We start from the raw sequence: 16,265 nt of genomic DNA on the forward strand, positions 1-16,265 counted from the left end.
AAGTATCCCTATTTCGAGGAAGAGACTTCGGTCGACGTCGTCAACGCGAGAATGGGGCCGGCCGTCGATCCACGCCTGCGCGAGGTCATGTCCGTTCTGGTGAAGCACCTCCACGCGGCGATCAAGGAGATCGAGCCCACGCACGAGGAATGGCTCCAGGGGATCAAATTCCTCACCGAGGTCGGGCAGATCTGCTCGGATTGGCGTCAGGAGTTCATCCTGCTTTCCGACACCCTCGGCGTCTCGATGCTGGTCGACTCCATCAACCATCGCCGCCCCAACGGTGCGACGGAGAACACGATCCTCGGGCCGTTCTATGTTCCAGCGGCTCCGCGCTACGCCAACGGGACCAACATCTGCCTGGACGGCAAGGGCGAGCCGATGGTCGTGTGCGGACATGTCGTCGACACCGATGGCAAGCCGATCGCCGGCGCTCTCGTCGACGTCTGGCAAACCAATGACGACGGCTTCTATGACGTGCAGCAAAAGGACGTGCAACCCGACTGGAACCTCCGCGGCGTGTTCACCACGGAAAGCGACGGCTCTTACTGGTACCGGGCGGTCAAACCCCGCTACTACCCAATCCCCGACGATGGTCCGGTGGGCAAACTGCTGGGTCACCTGGGCAGACATCCCAACCGAGCCGCGCATATCCACTTCATCGTGAGCGCGCCGAGCTATGACCCGGTCATCACCCACATCTTCACGCCGGACTGCCAGTTCCTCGCGGAGGACTCGGTTTTTGGCGTCAAGGACTCTCTCATAGCGGACTTCCAAAAGGTGACCGATCCGGCACGGGCGTACGAACTCGGATTCGAAAGCCCCTTCTGGTCGGTCGACTGGGATTTCGTCCTCGCCGCGAAAAAAGACACCGCGAAAGAGAAATGACGATGCCGCAACTCACCTTCGAACTTCCCGACACGGTCGTAGTGACCGGAGCGTCGTCCGGCCTTGGCCATGAACTTTGCAGTCTTCTCGTTGAGGCGGGAGTGGCCACGGTCGGCGTCGATCTTGCAGCCGCTCAGGACGACCTCGCCGCGCTCGCGGGATACCATCACGTCGCGGGGGATGTCGCCGGAGAGGCGACCTGGGAGAAGGTCGTCGCCCGCCTGAGGTCTTCGGGCGCGAAACGCATCGGCCTCGTGACGTCTGCAGCCATCCTCGACGTCGGTACAATCTTGGAGGCCACACCTGTGATCATGTCCCGGGCGCTCAACGTCAACATCGTGGGCACTGCGCTGGCGATCAAATTTCTGCTGCCCCTGATGATCGAAGCCCATGACGGGACAATCGTGGCGGTGGCGAGCGTGAACGCCACCTTGGCGGAACAGCAACTCGGCATCTACAACGCCACGAAAGCGGCGGTGCGACAGTTAGCCCGGACGGTCGCGCTCGATCACTCGCGCAGCGGCGTCCGCGTCAACGTCCTCAGCCCCGGGCCTATGTTGGCCGGCCTCTTCAAACGCCACCTCGAATCCGCCACCGACAGCGACAAGTTCCTGGCGACCCGGTCGGCGCGCCAGCCGGGCGGCCGCATCCTAGAGGCCCGCGAAGTCGCGCAGGCGGCGATGTTCCTGTTGTCGAGCGGTTCGACGGCGGTTCTAGGCGCGGACCTCGTCGCCGACGGCGGGCTGACCGCGAGCTTTGATTTCCGAACCGGGGAGGAAGGCGCTTCGATCTGACGCGCCCCCGATATTCAAACAATCCCAAGGGACTAGAGAAATGGAAACTGGACTGAAGGGTAAGATCGTGTTCATCACGGGTGCCGCCAACGGCATCGGCCGCGCGACCGCCGTGGCGTTCGCGCGCGAAGGCGCTACGTTGGGCCTCGTGGACATCGACGAGAAAGCCATGGTCGAGGTCAAGACCGAAGTCGCCGCCGCGGGCGGAACGGCCCACACCGCAAAGGCGGACCTGTCCACCGGAACTGGCCTATCGGCGGGCCTGGACGAGTTGCTCAAGGCGACGGGCGGCGCGGTCGACGTGCTCGTGAACAATGTCGGCTCGGGCGCGATCCGCACCTTCGACCAGCTGACCGACGAGGAATGGGAGAAAACCTTCTCCCTCAATTTCATGAGCTATGTCCGGGCTACGCGGAAGCTGCTTCCGATCCTCCGCGAGCGGAAGGGTGTAATCGTCAACAACGGTTCCGATCTCGCCCGTCAGCCCGAGCCCGTGCCGATCGACTACTCGGCGTCGAAGGCCGCCGTGCTCGCCCTGACCAAGGGCCTCGCGCGCGCCGAGGGCAAGGCGGTGCGGGTCAACGCGGTCGCTCCGGGACCCATCTGGACCCCGTTCTGGACCAAGCCGGGTGGCTTCGCCGAGACGATGGGCGCGTTCCACAAGATGGAGCCGCAGGCGGCTGTCGAGCACGAAATGAAGCTGCGGCAGCTTCCCCTCGAACGCCTTGGGACGCCGGAGGAGGTCGCCAACGTGGTGGTCTTCCTCTCGTCCGACCTTGCCAGCTTCGTCACGTCGGCTGTTTGGGGCGTGGACGGCGGCAGCATCCGATCGATCTGACCCCATCATTGTATATCTATAGGATACAATGTTGATCTCCGGCGCGCAATTTATCGCGCCGGAGCTCCAGTATATAAAGGCAATTCAAACGCATGCGGCGCGTGGCCGCGGGAGTATGGCAATGACTGGGAAAAACGGCATCGAGTTGCTGGCAGCGTTCTTCACTCTCGGAGGCGACGTCTATCCGTTCGGTCCGACCGAAATCAGTCCGATCCCCTTCAAGGATCGCGTCGAGGCGGCCGCCAAGGTCGGCTACAAGGGCATGGGCCTGATCCACGCAGACGTTCAGGCGACGGCCGCCCAGATCGGTCTCAAGGAAATGAAGCGGATCATCGACGACAACGACATCAAATACCTCGAGTACGAGTTCCTCTCCGGCTGGTATCTCGACGGCGAGCGCCGGGCGAAGTCGGACGTCATGCGGACGGAGATGCTTGAGGTGGCGCAGCGTCTCGGAGTCCGAAATCTCAAGATTGCTCCCGGCCTCGGAAGCGATCTCTACGCGCCGACCGAAGCGGAAATGACGCCCGACGTCGACCGCATGCGCGAGGCATTCGCCGGAGTGTGCCGCGATGCGGCCGAATACGGCGTCAGGGTGGTCATGGAGATCATGCCGTTCTCCAACGTCAGGACGCTGGAAGTGGCGCGCGCGATCGTGGAAGGGGCGGATCAGCCCAATGGCGGCTTGCTCATCGACATCTGGCACATGGCGCGCGGCGGCATCCCCTACAAGGACATCGAGAAGATCCCGTCCAGGTTCATCGGGTCGATCGAGCTGGACGACGCCGACGCCGACGTGAAGGGCCTCCTTTGGGAAGACACCATCTACCATCGCCGCCTGCCCGGCGAAGGTGTGCTGAAACCCAAGGAGTTCATCCAAGCCGTCAAGAACGCCGGTTACGAAGGCCCGTGGGGCGTCGAGATCATCAGCGAGACCTACCGGAAGCTTCCGCTGGCCGAACAGGCCAAGCGTTCCTTCGAAACCACCATGGCCCAGTTTAAGTAAAGAAGGAAGACAAGATGAAATACCCCACCGAAAAGCGGATGCTATGGTTGTCCCAAGTCCGCAGCGTCCCTTATCGGCAGCGCGTGGAGCTTGCGGCAAAGAATGGCTTCGGTTGGCTTAGCACTTCTCCGATGGATTACAAGAACACGCGCGCGGGCGGGCTGTCGGACAAGGACATCCGTTCGATCGCCGCCGACAACGACGTCCGGCTGAGCTACCTTGACCCGCTCACGAGCTGGGTCCCCGACGGCTTGACCCCTGGCGAAGACCCCGACATCACGCCCTACCTCGACACGACGCCGGACGACTTCTTCCGGATCGCCGAGGCCTTGCAGGTCGACCGCATCCACCTGATCGGCAGCTTTCCGGAGGGTCGTTACACCCTCGACGAGCTCACTGGCTACTACGCGGCGCTGTGCGACCGCGCCGCCGAGAACGGACTCAAGTGCCTTATCGAGGCAATGCCGCTCTGGGGCCTGAAGACCGTGGACGAAGTCTGGACGATCGTCAGGGACGCCGGCCGGAAAAACAGCGGGATCATCTTCGACACCTGGCACTATGTCCGCGGCGGCCGCAACGATGCGCTTCTCAAGGAAATCCCGGTCGGAACGTTTGACACCGTACAGATCGCCGATGGTCCCCTTGTCTGCCCGCCGGGGCGCTCGATGAAGCGGGACTGCCTCTCCTACCGGGTGCCGATCGGTCAGGGAGAAATCCCCAACCTTGAAATTCTCAAAATCCTCAAGGACGCCGGGCATATCGAAAGCGTAGGCCCCGAAATCTTCTCCGACGCGCTCGACAAGCTCGAAGGCGACGAGATCATGTCGCGCCTGATGCCGGGTTTCGAAGCCCTTCTCGAAGAACTCGCCAGGCATGAACCATTGTAGCCGGCGGCAGGATGTCCGGCCGCGTGTTCACGGAGGTCGCCTGCGATTTTTGCAGACTCCGGGAAAGTGTTTTCCGCGCCACCCTCTTCCGATCGTTCGCGTGATTGCTACTGTCCGGGCTGGAGCGGTCTCGGCATCGTCTGCTCGATCGGCCGCCGACGTCGGCGGCCGCGGAATGTCGCTTGTGCATCTGGAGGAACACCGTTTGCGAGCGCTAAGATTCCACAAAGCCAAAGACCTTCGAATTGAAGACTTCGCCGCGCCTGGCGCACCTGGCCCCAAAGACGTAGTATTGAAAGTCACGTATTGCGGCATCTGCGGAACCGACCTTCACGAATACACCTCCGGCCCGATCATTTTGCCCGTTGAGCCGCACCCGTTCACGGGCGCGTCGGTGCCGATCATCCTCGGACACGAATTCTCGTCCGTCGAGAAGGGCGTCCGCCTGATCGGATGCTGGGGCAACGACATCACGATCGGACCGCGGCTGGCGGGCTTGATCGCCAGCGGGAAATTCCCGGTCGAAAAGATCGTGACGGGCCGCGTGACGCTCGACGCCGCGGTAACCGAAGGATTCGAAGAACTCACCAAGAAGGGAAACGACCACCTGAAAATTCTGATCAGGATGGCCGACGTTTCCCCCGCCGACCAGACATAGCAGTCGGGCGCTCAAACTACACATCACCGAGGAGGAAGAATATGGGTAGGCTTCAAGGCAAGGTGGCAATCGTCACCGGTGCGGCTCAAGGCATCGGGCGCGCCGTCGCCGAGCTGTTCGCGGCGGAAGGCGCGCAGGTTATCGCTGGAGACGTCAAGCAGCAGCCAGTGGCTCTCGCAGGCATCGTGAACCAAGACCTGGATGTCTCCGACGAAGCCAATTGGAAGGCCGTCGTCGACTTCACTCTCCAGGCTCATGGCCGGATCGACGTTCTCGTGAACAACGCGGGAATCGTCTTCAACTATGGGCAGATACTCGACACTAGCCTTGCTGATTGGAACAAGGTAATCGGCGTCAACCTGACCGGATCGTTCCTGGGCATGCAGGCCGTGCTGCCCGCGATGCGCAAGGCCCGCTCGGGGTCGATCGTCAATTTCTCCTCGATCTGGGGGAATGTGGGTGTTCCCGGTGCTGCCGCCTACAACGCCGCGAAGGGCGGCGTCCGCAACATGACTAAGAACGCCGCGGTGTCCTATGCGCCAGACAACGTTCGCGTGAATTCCGTCCATCCCGGGCTCATCCGCACTCCGCTGGTCACGGACCAGTCCGAGGAGATGAACAACGGCATCATCAGCAACACGCCGATGGGTCGCATGGGAACGCCAGAAGAAGTGGCTCAATGCTGCCTGTTCCTGGCGAGCGACGACTCCTCGTTCGTCACAGGAAGCGAGCTGGTCGTCGACGGCGGCTATCTCGCTCAGTAGTTTCGCGAACCCGAGGACACGGAAATGGTGAACAGCCAGATCGAACCAACGATCTAGTGCGGTGGCAGCTGCAAGACTTCATGGTCCCCAAGGAGTCGATGCCGGCTCTTGCATTCGCGGCGAGTTTCCATTCCTTCCCCGCGCTTCTATCGGTAGGCGTGGTTCACCAAGAACCACGCTCGATGAATTTGCCGAACGCGCCCAAGTGGGCCGCGATGACATCTCGGGTCCTTGATTTGTAAGCATGAAATACGAGCTGAGACCTGAGCATTTAAGCGCGATCGCCTTCGAATGCTCTTGATTTGTGGCTGCCCACTTAGCCGTTTCGCGTGGCGCACCAGAACGACCGTACGGCGGACGCCTTTTTCCCACGGAACGCAAAACTGTTTCCCCCAAGCGCGTCTTTATCCCACTTCGCGACACTAGCATAACCATGGCCGAGGGAAGAGGAGGAAAATATGTTCAATACCTTAGACTAGCTTTCGCCGCCAGCATTTCCATTTCTGCCGTTATGATCGGAAGCGCCAGCTACGCCGAAACGATGAAGCTTGGTCTCTCGATGCCGACGCTCAATACACCGTTTTTCACGGTATTGGTGAACGCGGCGACCGAACAGGCCAAGTCGTCCGGCGGGGATGTGGTTCAGACGACCAACGCCAACCGCGACGCAAGCCAGCAGGTCACTGACTTCCGTAATCTGATTAACGCAGGTTCCAACGTCATCCTGGCCGGCGTGGTCGATCGTGCCGCTATCAAGCCCGCTCTGGACTACGCGAAAAGCAAGAATGTTCCCGTCGTCATCGTCGACGACAAGCCAGCTGCCGGTGACGTCTACGCAGTGGTGCGGGCCGACAATCTTGCCATGGGCGCGCGTGCCGCGGAAGCACTCGCGGCCGCGATGGTCGACAAGAACGCGACGGTTCTCAACATCACTGGCGGACTGACAACGACCAACGGCCGAGACCGCAAGAATGGTTTCGACGAGGCCTTCAAGAAAATCTCGACCGCAACGGTGATCGAGCAGACGGCCAACTGGGATGGCCCGCAGGCCGCCAATGTCGCCTCGACGGTGATGAGCGGCAATTCGGAAATCGCTGGCATCTATCTGGCGACGGACACACTCTACTATGATCCGGTTGCCGCCGCGTTGAAGTCTCGTGGCCGCCTCGCAAAGGTCGGCGAGGTTGGTCACATTGCAGTCGTCGCAATCGACGGCGGTGCGAGCGCTCTCAAAGCCATCCGCGACGGCTATCTGGATGCGACGGTTTCGCAGCCGGTCACCGATTATGCCAAATACGGCGTCATGTATCTCCAGGACGCTCTGGACGGCAAGGAAATGAAGGAAGGTCCGACCGATCACAACAGCACCGTGGTCAAGGACGGCAAGTACTTCGTGGACAATCTGCAGTCTCCCGTCGTGACGAAGCAGAATGTCGACGACAAGGGCCTCTGGGGCAACGCCAAATAGTCACAACATTTGTCCTGGAGTGCTGAATATGCTGGAAAGCCCGTCGGAACAACTTGTCGCAATCGACAGCGCCGTAAAGCGTTTCGGAGGGACCGTTGCTCTGAACGGGCTTTCCATATCGATAAAAAAGGGGGAATCTCACGCCCTGATCGGTAGGAACGGTGCTGGCAAATCTACCCTGGTATCAATCCTGACCGGGCTGCGAGCGATCGATTCAGGGTCCTTTCTCCTGAATGGTGCCGCTCCCCCCGCGTTGAACGATCGAAACGCTTGGCGCGAGGCGGTGGCGTGCGTCTACCAGCACCGAACTCTCGTGCCGGATTTGACCGTGGCCGAGAATCTCTATCTCGGACGGTATCAGGGCAAACAGATGATCTCGTGGCGCGGCCTCAACCGCCAAGCGGCGGCCGCGCTCGAAAGCTGGGATATTCCGATCCTGCCTACCACTCCGGTCCGCGAATTGGGGGTGGGAGAGGCCCAGATGGTGGAAATCGCCCGCGCCCTTAGCCAGGGCTCAAGGTTCGTCATCCTGGACGAGCCGACCGCGCAGCTGATTTCCAGCGAGATCGACCATCTGATCGAGCGGGTGAACGAACTGCGCGCCAAGGGGATCACCTTCCTTTTCATCTCACACCACCTCGACGAGGTCCCGAAGGTTTGCGACGCGGTCACCGTGCTGCGAAACGGGCGCGACGTATTGCATGGCAACGCGAGCAAACTTACGACAGCCGAAATCGTTTCCGCGATGGTGGGCGACGAGGGGGCCGGCAAAGCGCTCACCTCCAGTGAGAAAGTGTGCCGCCCAGCCTTGCCCACGAGCACGCCGGTGGTACTCGAAGCGAACCTGCGGCTTGATGCATGCGAGGACCCTCTCGGTCTCGCGTTGCGGGCGGGCGAGGTCGTGGGTTTCGCCGGACACTCGGGGTCAGGCACCCGTCAAATCGCGCTTGCCCTCGCTGGCCACTATTCAAAATGGTCGGGTGCGATCAAATTGAACGGAAGGGAAATTCCGAAGCCCTGGAAACCGCCAACGGCGGTGAAAAATGGGGTCGCACTTCTACCGGAGGACCGGATAAAGACGGGCCTGGTCGGCGAAATGTCGATCGAAGACAATTTGACTCTACCGAGCCTGAAGGCATTCACCAACCGCGTACTTTTGAACGGTAAGGCGCGTCGGAAGTTCGCGGAGGACAATCGGTCCGAGCTCGGCGTTGTCTGTCATTCCGTCAGACAAAATGTCGGTGAGCTGAGTGGCGGCAATCAGCAGAAGGTACTTCTGGGGTCCGCATTGAGCACGAACCCCAGCGTACTAATTCTCCTGCACCCGACCGCGGGCGTCGACATCGCGTCAAAGGCAACCATTCTCGACATCGTTGAGCAACGACGACGTCGAGGACTTGCAGTCATTCTCGTCAGTGACGAGCCAGAAGAACTCGCGTTCTGCGACCGAGTACAGGTCTGGGTTCGCGGCAAGAAAGTCGTCGAGAAAAGCGGCATGAACGAGGAAGAGCTCGTGTCCGCCATGGAAGGCTTTCACATATCTCGGGAGGAAAAATGACCCACACTCAAACAACGGGTGTCACCGGAACGGACCTCCGTTCCCGCCGGCTCCTCAGCGATCTGTTCCAACCTGAATGGGCGATCGTGCCGGTTCTGGTTGTCGTCATGATCGTAGGCACGCTTCTCAACAACGCGTTCCTCTCGTACGACAACTTTTACGGCGTAGTGCAGCAGGCCAGCGAACTCGGCGTGCTCACGATGGGACTTACCCTGGTTCTGATCGCCGGGAAGTTCGACTTGTCACTCGAGTCGACTTTCGGCCTTGCTCCGATGGTGGGGGTGTACTGCCTCCTCGAAGCAGGTGGCTCGGGCCTCAATCTTGCGAATTCGCCGCTTCTGGCGCTCCTGGTGATCTTCGCTGTGGGTGCCATTATTGGCGCGTTCAATGGTTTGCTGGTGATCTACCTTCGGTTCAACGCCTTCATCGCAACCTTGGCGACGCTGATCCTCCTGCGCGGCATCAGCCTCGGATTGACTCGCGGCGAGACACTCTCCGACCTGCCTGTGCTCCTCACATTCCCAGGAGACTCCACGTTCCTGGGTGTGCCTGTCTCTTTCCTGCTTGCCTTAACCTTGCTCGCCGTCCTTACGGTCTTCCTGTCGCGGCACCGGGTTGGAAGAATGCTTTATGCCGTCGGTGGAAACCAGCAAGCAGCTCGGGTCGCCGGCATCCCGGTGGAGCGTGTCTTGATGGGAGTCTTCATCGTTGCGGGCATCCTTGCTGCGCTGGCGGGGTTGCTGCAGGCGGGCCGGATCGCGTCCATTCCTTCTTCGCTCGGGCAAAACCTGATCTTCAACGCATTTGCGGCCGCGGTCCTCGGTGGAGTCAGTCTCAACGGAGGGCGAGGCACGATCGCTGGTGCGTGTGGCGGTGTGCTGCTGCTTGTCCTCATTCAGGATGTTTTGGTTCTCTCCCAAGTACCCGCTTATTGGATCAACGCGACAACAGGCGGCATCATCCTGATCGCTCTATACATCAGTAAAATTAGTGGGGCGGATAAAGGCAACTGAATAACTCCGCTGGCTCATTCAAGCTTGAAATGGCGGCCGATTGGCCGCCGTTCTATTTCACACCCTCCGCTGGTCGGAAGATGTGACCGTCCCTTCAATTATCGCGAGACGAGGTCGACGGTCCCAATACACTCTGCAGCAGCTATCGTATGATCAGCGTCGTCACGCCTTCAACTTCTTCGATGGCGGAGCGACTGCTCAGCTCTCGTCGCTGTGCTGTGGTAGGTGGCGGTGCTGCAGCGATGCTGGACTCGCCCTTGTGGGCAGCGTCGGTTCTGGCTTTGAGATCGCGCAGGGTCTTCAACTCCAGTTCGCTCGGAGCCGGCGTGACATCCAGGTCCGCCGCGAACTGACCTTCCACCGCAGGTCTCTGGTCACACCGGGATGAAGCGACATGACGGTGAATTCCTTGGTCACCAGGTCGGGCCTCCAGATCGCTAGGTCTTTAATCAGCAGGGTGGATCCTTTGGTCGCGATGCCGAGGCGTTCGCGGTGATCGCCACCTTCGCGGTGTCCGAAGGAGGTGACGAAGTCGATTTTATCGACCATGCCGCGGGTCGACTGAGCCATGGTGATGTAGATTTCGTCGCACGAGCTTGCGATCTCGGGCGCTCCGGCGCCGGGCAGCCGGGTCTTCGGTTTTTCGTAGCCGCCGATGACGGTCGTGTTGATGTTGCCGAACTTATCGAAGCGCCGCACGAGGAAGCCAATCGTGATGCGGCCGCCCTGGAGCCAATAGCGAAACATCTCGGGGACCGAGACCGCCGTCACCGACGTCTCGCAAAGGTCGCCGTCGCCGATGGAGAGAAGCAGAACGGTGGGAGCCGTCCCGGATCGTACCGGATTCATAAATGAGCGTGATGTCGGGAGCGTGGGTCAGCCGGGCGACGTTGCATGCCGCGGAAGATGCTCCGATCCCGACGAAGCAGACGTCGGAATTGGACTGCGCCCTGGCCGCCGTGACGGTCATGGTCTCGTTTGATTGAATGGCCGGTTCATTTGGACGGACCTCAGATGCGCGATGCGTCGTTCGAAGTCTTCGCGCGTCGCCGACAGGACTTCGCCCTTGATTGCGCGATACCGCGGTGGCGCCTGCGATCGGCTCAGTTTCATTCCATCGACACCAGTATCTTCATCTTTCCGCCGCTTGGGTCGAGGAGTTCGCGGARGCCCTTTTGCACGACGTCTTCCATCGCGATTTCGGCGTCGACGATCTTCTCGGCCGGATAAAGTCCCGTCCTCATCATCTCGAAGATTCTAGGCCAGATGGTCAGCGGGTAGTTCAGCGAGCCCCGCAGCGTGATGTCTCGCATCGTCAGGTCGAACGGGCTGATCTCAGCGGGGCCGCCCATCAAGCCTACCTGGACGACGGTGCCCTGTGCGCGCACCGCCTGGAGGCAGGCGTGCAGCGCGCGGGGATGGCCAGCGCATTCGATGGCGGCGTCAACCCCGACACCCTCTTCGGTGCCGTCCTTGATCGTAGATAGGAATTCCGAGGAACCAGGATCGAGGATTGTGACATCGTTCGAGAGCGCCGCGATACGCGCCCGTCGGTTGGCGTTCGGCTCGCTCACAAAAATCCGGGTGACACCTGCGGCAATAGCGGCGAGAACCACCAGCGCCCCGATCGGGCCTGCGCCCGTGATAAGGAGCGTGCCGCCAGGCTTCAAACCTGACCGATCAACGGCATGCACCGCGACCGCTGCGGGTTCGACAAGCGCGCCTTGCTGGTCGGTCACGTCGTCGGGCATGCGGATCGCATTGTATTCGTGGACGATGGCGCGTTTCGCCATGCCACCCCATGGCCAATTAAGGCCGACGACTGAGGCCCTTGGCCCCAGGAAGGAGAGATTGCGGCTGCCGAAATAGTCTACTCTTGGGCCGATCTGCGGCTGGATCGACACGCGGTCTCCAGGCTTCAGCGTCTCGACGCCGGGGCCGACCGAGGTCACACGTCCCGCGAACTCATGCCCCAGGATTTGGGGCAGGATTGCCCCGCTATAGGCATTCGGCGTTCTTGGCGTGAAGATTGGACCGGACTCATATTCATGCAGGTCGGTGCCGCAGATGCCGCAGAGTGTCGGCTCGACGATGACCTGACCGTGCTGCGGTGTCTGGGGCTCCGGCGCGTCCTCGACGCGGACGTCATGCCTTCCGTAATAGCGCACTGCCTTCAAAGCGATCTCCTGTCGATTGCGACAGCCGCATGGCTTCGCGATCGTGACCTTCCTCGGCCGTCCTTTGCAGAAGGACAGCGACGTCGGGGCGTTATTCCTGGAGGGGATCGTTCTTTCGCGAAAAAGGCAGATAACCCACCTGGTCGAACCTCCCTCCGGCTCCCACTCCGGCGTTGGGCGAGATAATAGCTTTGCCGCAGGCGGCAAAAAGGGATCAAAGCGGAAAACACTTTCCCGCTCGCCGCAAAAGTCGACGCGCTAAGTCGGCTTGCCGCGGACTATCCGTCTTGTCCATTTCCAGCCAACTGGCTGGATCGCAGAAACCTTCGATATAGGGGGCAATGTCTAGTCGAGTTCTCCCTGCCGCCCCTTTTCCGCGAGGAAGTCCACGACCGTCCTGACGCGTGGCAGCAGGTGTCGGGTTACGGGCCAGACGGCATAGACAGACACTGGGACATCTGCGATCTCATCGAGGACCGAGACCAACGCGCCTGTCTCTAGGTGAGCTCTCACGAGCGAACGAGGCATCTGGCACATCCCCAAACCCGCCAACGTCGCCGCTACGATAGCCTCTCCGTCTCCGAACTGGTGCGACACGGGTGGCAAGTAGCGGATCGGGGCACCGTTGGAGTCCTTGATGCGCCAGCTCGCGGAGTTGTCTCGCCCAAATCCGCAAATGCAGTCGTGACGCTGGAGGTCCGCCACGCTCTGAGGGGTTCCTCGTGTTTCCAGGTACGATGGCGCGGCGACCACAACGGATGGCTGCTCGGTGAGCTTCTTCGAAATCAGTCCGGTGCAGTCGCGTGTTTCGCCGAACCGAACCGTGAGATCGACACCCTCTTCGACGGGATCGACGATCTTGTCGGTGAACGAGAGCGACAGTGTCAAGCCCGAGTAGCGTCGCGAAAAGTCCAGCAGTAAGGGCATGAGAATCTGGCGACCGAACGCTGCGGGGGCGTCGATCCTCAACCTTCCGGATATGGCTTGGCTTTTCGACAGCAAGTTGGTCTCCGCCGCCTCGATCTCGCCAAGCGCATGTCGAAGGCTCGCGAAATAGGCCTCTCCGTCCGGAGTGAGGCTCAAGCTCCTGGTGCTTCGATGGAGAAGCTTGATCCCGAGTCGCTCTTCCAGTTTCGTGACGCTTTTGCCGACTGCGGACTTCGTGATGCCCAGTTTGGCGGCGGCTGCCGTGAAGCTGAGAGCTTCAGCCGAATGCACGAATGCGATGACTCCGTTCAACTGGTCGACCTGAGTCATTGTAAACCTTTGTTCCACACACTGGAGAGATATGAAGCCTTCTGTTCCCTGAGGGTTACATTATTCTACAGCGCACGCGCAAGCAAACCCCGAACATCGACAATCGCTTTCGCGCCAAACGCAAGATTGTGTGGGTCATGGATCGCCTAACCGAGATCGAAGTGTTCATTCAGATAGCGGAGCACGGCAGCATCACCAAGGCTGCCGATGCGCTCGACATGTCGGTGTCGGCCACAAGCAGAAACCTGCAATCCCTCGAGGAGCGCCTCAATGCCAGGCTGGTGCAGCGCACGACCCGGCAACTCAGCCTGACAAGCGAAGGGGAGCACTTCTACCAGCGGGGCAAGGAGCTCATCACCGGAATGCTCGACGCCGAAGCGAGCGTCAGCGCGGGAGCGATGAGCCCGAGCGGGCTGCTCCGCATCAGCGCCTCGCTATCATTTTGCCTTCTGCATCTCAGTCCTCTGATCCCTTCGTTTACTCAGCGATATCCGAAGGTGAGGGTCGAGGTCGTCGTCTCGAACCGCTACTACGATCTCATTGAAAACGGCGTCGACCTCGCGATCCGCACCCGCCGCGTGGAGGCGGACTCATCGATCACTATCCGTCGGCTCGCGGAGACACGGCGGTTGCTCGCGGCGTCGCCCGACTATCTGGCACGGCGCGGAGTGCCGACCAATCCAGGCGACCTCGCAAACCATGACCTCCTGCTCTATACGCTCGCCGACAACTGGAACCACCTGACCTTCCGGAAGAACGGTGAGGCTGTCACGATTTCGGTGGCTGGCCTCCTGAACTCCAATGACGGACAGATAATAAGAAAGGCCGCCTTGGACGGCCTCGGAATTTTGGCGCAGCCGACATACATCATCAACGAGGACCTCCAGTCCGGTCGACTTGTCCGAATCATGGATGATTGGGATTTGCCGCGCCTGACGATGAATATCGCATATCCGACGCGGCATCATCTCCCAGCAAAGACCCGCCTCTTCATCGATTACCTCGTCAAAGAATTCAAGGACAAGGACTACGAGGCGCTGTGGACCGCGTAGTCGCTTGGAAGCCCATTTTTTGATATCGAAAGTTCAGCGAGCCGCATCAGTGTTTTCCGCGAGATTTCGCAATATTCGCAGCGCCTTGCCATAGCCAGCATTAGAGAGGCGATACCGTCGAATACCTTTCGAGGGATCAAATTCTATCTCGTATGCCCAGGCGATTTCGCGAGGTTGCACATGTCCTTGGACGACGTTGTCAACAACATCCTGAGCTACTTCTTCGACCCAAACGATGAGAATTTCAAGTTCCGGAAATTCGGACAAACTCGACACCAACAATGTGAGAAGGAACGCCGGCTTGGCCCAAAAGCCGCGAAAGCAACCGGCTCGCCAACAGAACGGCGGCGGCCATCGAGACAAAGCTGACGGAAAACTCCTTCGATACCTCAGTTGCAAAAGCACGAAACTGGGCCTCGCCAAGAGAACCGCATTTTTCGCCACCCGGCTGCTTATTTCCGTGCCGTCACAGGGTTCCTACGACATCGAGATCAGGGATTTCACCGGGAAAGTACTGCAATCCATTGGACCAAACTCCGTTGTCCATTCACAGAGCAATCCAACCCCAGGCGCAATTGCCTTCTGGTCGAACCGCTTACCTGCGGCTATTTTGAAGGTCCGCGTCGACGGTCTGAGCGAGAATCAAGACGTTAAGCTTTTAGAATATGAAGCAAAGCCTGCAGGAGCCACGGCCCCTTTCTACTCGGTTAAAGGCAACGAACCTTATTGGTTTGACGCGTACAGCAGTTCGTTCGATGACACCATCAAAGCCGAAGCCGATTCGGTGGGGATGTTGGTGACATCGGAGGGAAGCTCCTATAGCGGCTTCCGGAATTGGTGCTGCTCAGGTTCGATTGTTTCAACAAAGCCTAGATTACTCTTCATGACCAATTTCCACTGTGGAGGAACGGCCGGGGCAGTGGAAGACTACTGGAGTGATGACGTGTGCCATCACACGATCGTCGACTTTTCTTGGGATGGCGATACAATGATTACCGGTGTTCGGATTGCAAGCTTCCAGCAGCAGAAAAGGGCTCGGATTGGGACAAATTGTTAAGTCACTGCCCTGAAGCCGACGATCTGCTCAAGGTTATGATGAGCGCTTAGCAGCGTGCTGACGGCGCTCGTGGCCTGGTCCCCGCCGCCAAACGCCTTTACCGCTCGCGCGGATGCGACATGCCAGTTAGGCTGAAAGTTCGCGCAAGTCGCCGTTCGGCATGAACTCACACAACGTTGGAAGTCACGATGAACCATTTCAGGCAGAACTTGCTATTTACAGCGCTTACTCTCGGGCTTTTGTTTCCGCTGACCGCCGCCGGATTTGCGAAGGAAACGGTGCGAAACGGTGATTGGGCGATGTCGGTTGTGCCGTCGGTGAATCTATATCGCATAACTCCAACCTTTTTTCGCAGCGCGCAGATCCGCAAGAATGATGTGAGAGCCATTCGCTCGCTTGGCATTAAGACGATCGTCAGTCTTCGCGCATTTCATTCCGATCGTAACTTGCCAGGACTTGACAAAATCAAGCTTGTCGGCGTCCCGATGAACACTTGGCATATCGAGGATGAGGACATTATCGCGGCGCTACGCGCCATCAGAAACGCCGAGAAACTCGGTCCCGTACTTTTGCATTGCCAACACGGGGCCGATCGCACTGGAGTCGTCACGGCAATGTACAGGATAGTTTTCCAGAAATGGAGCAAGGAAAAAGCTTTGGACGAACTCCAGAGCGGTGGTTTCGGCTACCACGCAATTTGGGCGAACATCCCACGGTACCTACGCACGGTCGATGTAGATAAGATCAGACATGCAGTGAACTGATTCCTTCAAGGGATGATCTCGCGAAAGCGGGCAAAGCCTCGATTTAAGGCGGGTGGCGGGTCTCGCAGATCCGCGGATTAGGCG

General features: G+C 59.7%; 16 protein-coding genes and 1 pseudogene. 13 read left to right on the top strand and 4 right to left on the bottom strand.

Translation table 11 applies throughout. The features are described 5' to 3' along the window. The 10 genes from AC1ECN_RS25305 to AC1ECN_RS25350 all read left to right on the top strand — a co-directional run. Nucleotides 1-888 (top strand): intradiol ring-cleavage dioxygenase (locus AC1ECN_RS25305; RefSeq protein WP_477954434.1); only part of this gene is annotated, 888 nt, incomplete at its 5' end. A 2-nt stretch (nt 889-890) separates the two neighbouring features. After that, entirely contained in the window at nt 891-1,682 is a 792-nt protein-coding gene (locus AC1ECN_RS25310) for an SDR family NAD(P)-dependent oxidoreductase (RefSeq protein WP_165406688.1), read from the top strand. A gap of 40 nt (nt 1,683-1,722) precedes the next feature. Further along, entirely contained in the window at nt 1,723-2,520 is a 798-nt protein-coding gene (locus tag AC1ECN_RS25315; protein ID WP_130674044.1) for an SDR family NAD(P)-dependent oxidoreductase, read from the top strand. A gap of 121 nt (nt 2,521-2,641) precedes the next feature. Beyond that, on the top strand, nt 2,642-3,526 hold the full coding sequence (locus AC1ECN_RS25320; RefSeq protein ID WP_130674043.1) for a sugar phosphate isomerase/epimerase family protein: 885 nt from the start codon (nt 2,642-2,644) through the stop codon (nt 3,524-3,526). 14 nt (nt 3,527-3,540) lie between these two features. Beyond that, the gene (locus tag AC1ECN_RS25325; protein ID WP_130674042.1) at nt 3,541-4,413 is read left to right on the top strand and encodes a sugar phosphate isomerase/epimerase family protein; all 873 of its coding nucleotides are present in this window, start codon (nt 3,541-3,543) and stop codon (nt 4,411-4,413) included. A 175-nt stretch (nt 4,414-4,588) separates the two neighbouring features. Beyond that, entirely contained in the window at nt 4,589-5,071 is a 483-nt protein-coding gene (locus tag AC1ECN_RS25330; protein WP_245489812.1) for an alcohol dehydrogenase catalytic domain-containing protein, read from the top strand. A 41-nt stretch (nt 5,072-5,112) separates the two neighbouring features. Further along, the gene (locus tag AC1ECN_RS25335) at nt 5,113-5,835 is read left to right on the top strand and encodes an SDR family NAD(P)-dependent oxidoreductase (RefSeq protein WP_477954437.1); all 723 of its coding nucleotides are present in this window, start codon (nt 5,113-5,115) and stop codon (nt 5,833-5,835) included. A gap of 541 nt (nt 5,836-6,376) precedes the next feature. Next, nucleotides 6,377-7,303, top strand: a complete 927-nt coding sequence (locus AC1ECN_RS25340; protein ID WP_477954439.1) for a sugar ABC transporter substrate-binding protein — start codon at nt 6,377-6,379, stop codon at nt 7,301-7,303. A 28-nt stretch (nt 7,304-7,331) separates the two neighbouring features. Continuing rightward, nucleotides 7,332-8,861, top strand: a complete 1,530-nt coding sequence (locus AC1ECN_RS25345) for a sugar ABC transporter ATP-binding protein (protein ID WP_163856790.1) — start codon at nt 7,332-7,334, stop codon at nt 8,859-8,861. Continuing rightward, nucleotides 8,858-9,874: an ABC transporter permease gene (locus AC1ECN_RS25350; RefSeq protein WP_075225870.1), complete on the top strand. Its 1,017-nt coding sequence runs from the start codon at nt 8,858-8,860 to the stop codon at nt 9,872-9,874. Before AC1ECN_RS25345 ends, AC1ECN_RS25350 begins: the two co-directional genes overlap by 4 nt. Before the next feature lie 235 nt (nt 9,875-10,109). Here the strand turns inward: AC1ECN_RS25350 and AC1ECN_RS25355 are convergent. The 3 genes and pseudogenes from AC1ECN_RS25355 to AC1ECN_RS25365 all read right to left on the bottom strand — a co-directional run. Beyond that, nucleotides 10,110-10,844 (bottom strand): annotated as a pseudogene (locus AC1ECN_RS25355) (CoA-transferase subunit beta); the annotation flags it as partial. 139 nt (nt 10,845-10,983) lie between these two features. Further along, the gene (locus AC1ECN_RS25360; protein WP_477954459.1) at nt 10,984-12,042 is read right to left on the bottom strand and encodes a zinc-binding dehydrogenase; all 1,059 of its coding nucleotides are present in this window, start codon (nt 12,040-12,042) and stop codon (nt 10,984-10,986) included. A gap of 354 nt (nt 12,043-12,396) precedes the next feature. Beyond that, entirely contained in the window at nt 12,397-13,308 is a 912-nt protein-coding gene (locus AC1ECN_RS25365; protein WP_130674039.1) for a LysR family transcriptional regulator, read from the bottom strand. A gap of 137 nt (nt 13,309-13,445) precedes the next feature. On the opposite strand from AC1ECN_RS25365, the gene AC1ECN_RS25370 reads away from it, so the two are divergent. Next, complete coding sequence (locus AC1ECN_RS25370) at nt 13,446-14,360, top strand: LysR family transcriptional regulator (protein ID WP_130655455.1); 915 nt, start codon at nt 13,446-13,448, stop codon at nt 14,358-14,360. Nucleotides 14,361-14,393: 33 nt separating this feature from the next. Here the strand turns inward: AC1ECN_RS25370 and AC1ECN_RS25375 are convergent, their stop codons facing one another. After that, nucleotides 14,394-14,627: a hypothetical protein gene (locus AC1ECN_RS25375; RefSeq protein WP_130674038.1), complete on the bottom strand. Its 234-nt coding sequence runs from the start codon at nt 14,625-14,627 to the stop codon at nt 14,394-14,396. Nucleotides 14,628-14,661: 34 nt separating this feature from the next. Between AC1ECN_RS25375 and AC1ECN_RS25380 the strand changes: the two genes are divergently transcribed. After that, on the top strand, nt 14,662-15,417 hold the full coding sequence (locus tag AC1ECN_RS25380; protein ID WP_130674037.1) for a hypothetical protein: 756 nt from the start codon (nt 14,662-14,664) through the stop codon (nt 15,415-15,417). Between the two features lie 188 nt (nt 15,418-15,605). After that, a complete protein-coding gene (locus AC1ECN_RS25385) occupies nt 15,606-16,181 on the top strand; it encodes a dual specificity protein phosphatase family protein (RefSeq protein ID WP_130655458.1) in 576 nt (191 codons plus the stop codon). The last annotated feature ends 84 nt before the right edge of the window (nt 16,182-16,265 follow it).

This window comes from Rhizobium sp. 01N447_2 (assembly GCF_056399245.1).

Excerpts from the sequence above, each read along its gene's own strand:
- AC1ECN_RS25370 (WP_130655455.1), top strand. The coding sequence starts at position 13,446 with ATGGATCGCCTAACCGAGATCGAAGTGTTCATTCAGATAGCGGAGCAC.
- AC1ECN_RS25345 (WP_163856790.1), top strand. The coding sequence starts at position 7,332 with ATGCTGGAAAGCCCGTCGGAACAACTTGTCGCAATCGACAGCGCCGTA.
- AC1ECN_RS25325 (WP_130674042.1), top strand. The coding sequence starts at position 3,541 with ATGAAATACCCCACCGAAAAGCGGATGCTATGGTTGTCCCAAGTCCGC.
- AC1ECN_RS25350 (WP_075225870.1), top strand. The coding sequence starts at position 8,858 with ATGACCCACACTCAAACAACGGGTGTCACCGGAACGGACCTCCGTTCC.
- AC1ECN_RS25385 (WP_130655458.1), top strand. The coding sequence starts at position 15,606 with ATGAACCATTTCAGGCAGAACTTGCTATTTACAGCGCTTACTCTCGGG.
- AC1ECN_RS25320 (WP_130674043.1), top strand. The coding sequence starts at position 2,642 with ATGACTGGGAAAAACGGCATCGAGTTGCTGGCAGCGTTCTTCACTCTC.
- AC1ECN_RS25335 (WP_477954437.1), top strand. The coding sequence starts at position 5,113 with ATGGGTAGGCTTCAAGGCAAGGTGGCAATCGTCACCGGTGCGGCTCAA.
- AC1ECN_RS25365 (WP_130674039.1), bottom strand. The coding sequence starts at position 13,308 with ATGACTCAGGTCGACCAGTTGAACGGAGTCATCGCATTCGTGCATTCG.
- AC1ECN_RS25330 (WP_245489812.1), top strand. The coding sequence starts at position 4,589 with ATGTCGCTTGTGCATCTGGAGGAACACCGTTTGCGAGCGCTAAGATTC.
- AC1ECN_RS25315 (WP_130674044.1), top strand. The coding sequence starts at position 1,723 with ATGGAAACTGGACTGAAGGGTAAGATCGTGTTCATCACGGGTGCCGCC.
- AC1ECN_RS25340 (WP_477954439.1), top strand. The coding sequence starts at position 6,377 with ATGAAGCTTGGTCTCTCGATGCCGACGCTCAATACACCGTTTTTCACG.
- AC1ECN_RS25310 (WP_165406688.1), top strand. The coding sequence starts at position 891 with ATGCCGCAACTCACCTTCGAACTTCCCGACACGGTCGTAGTGACCGGA.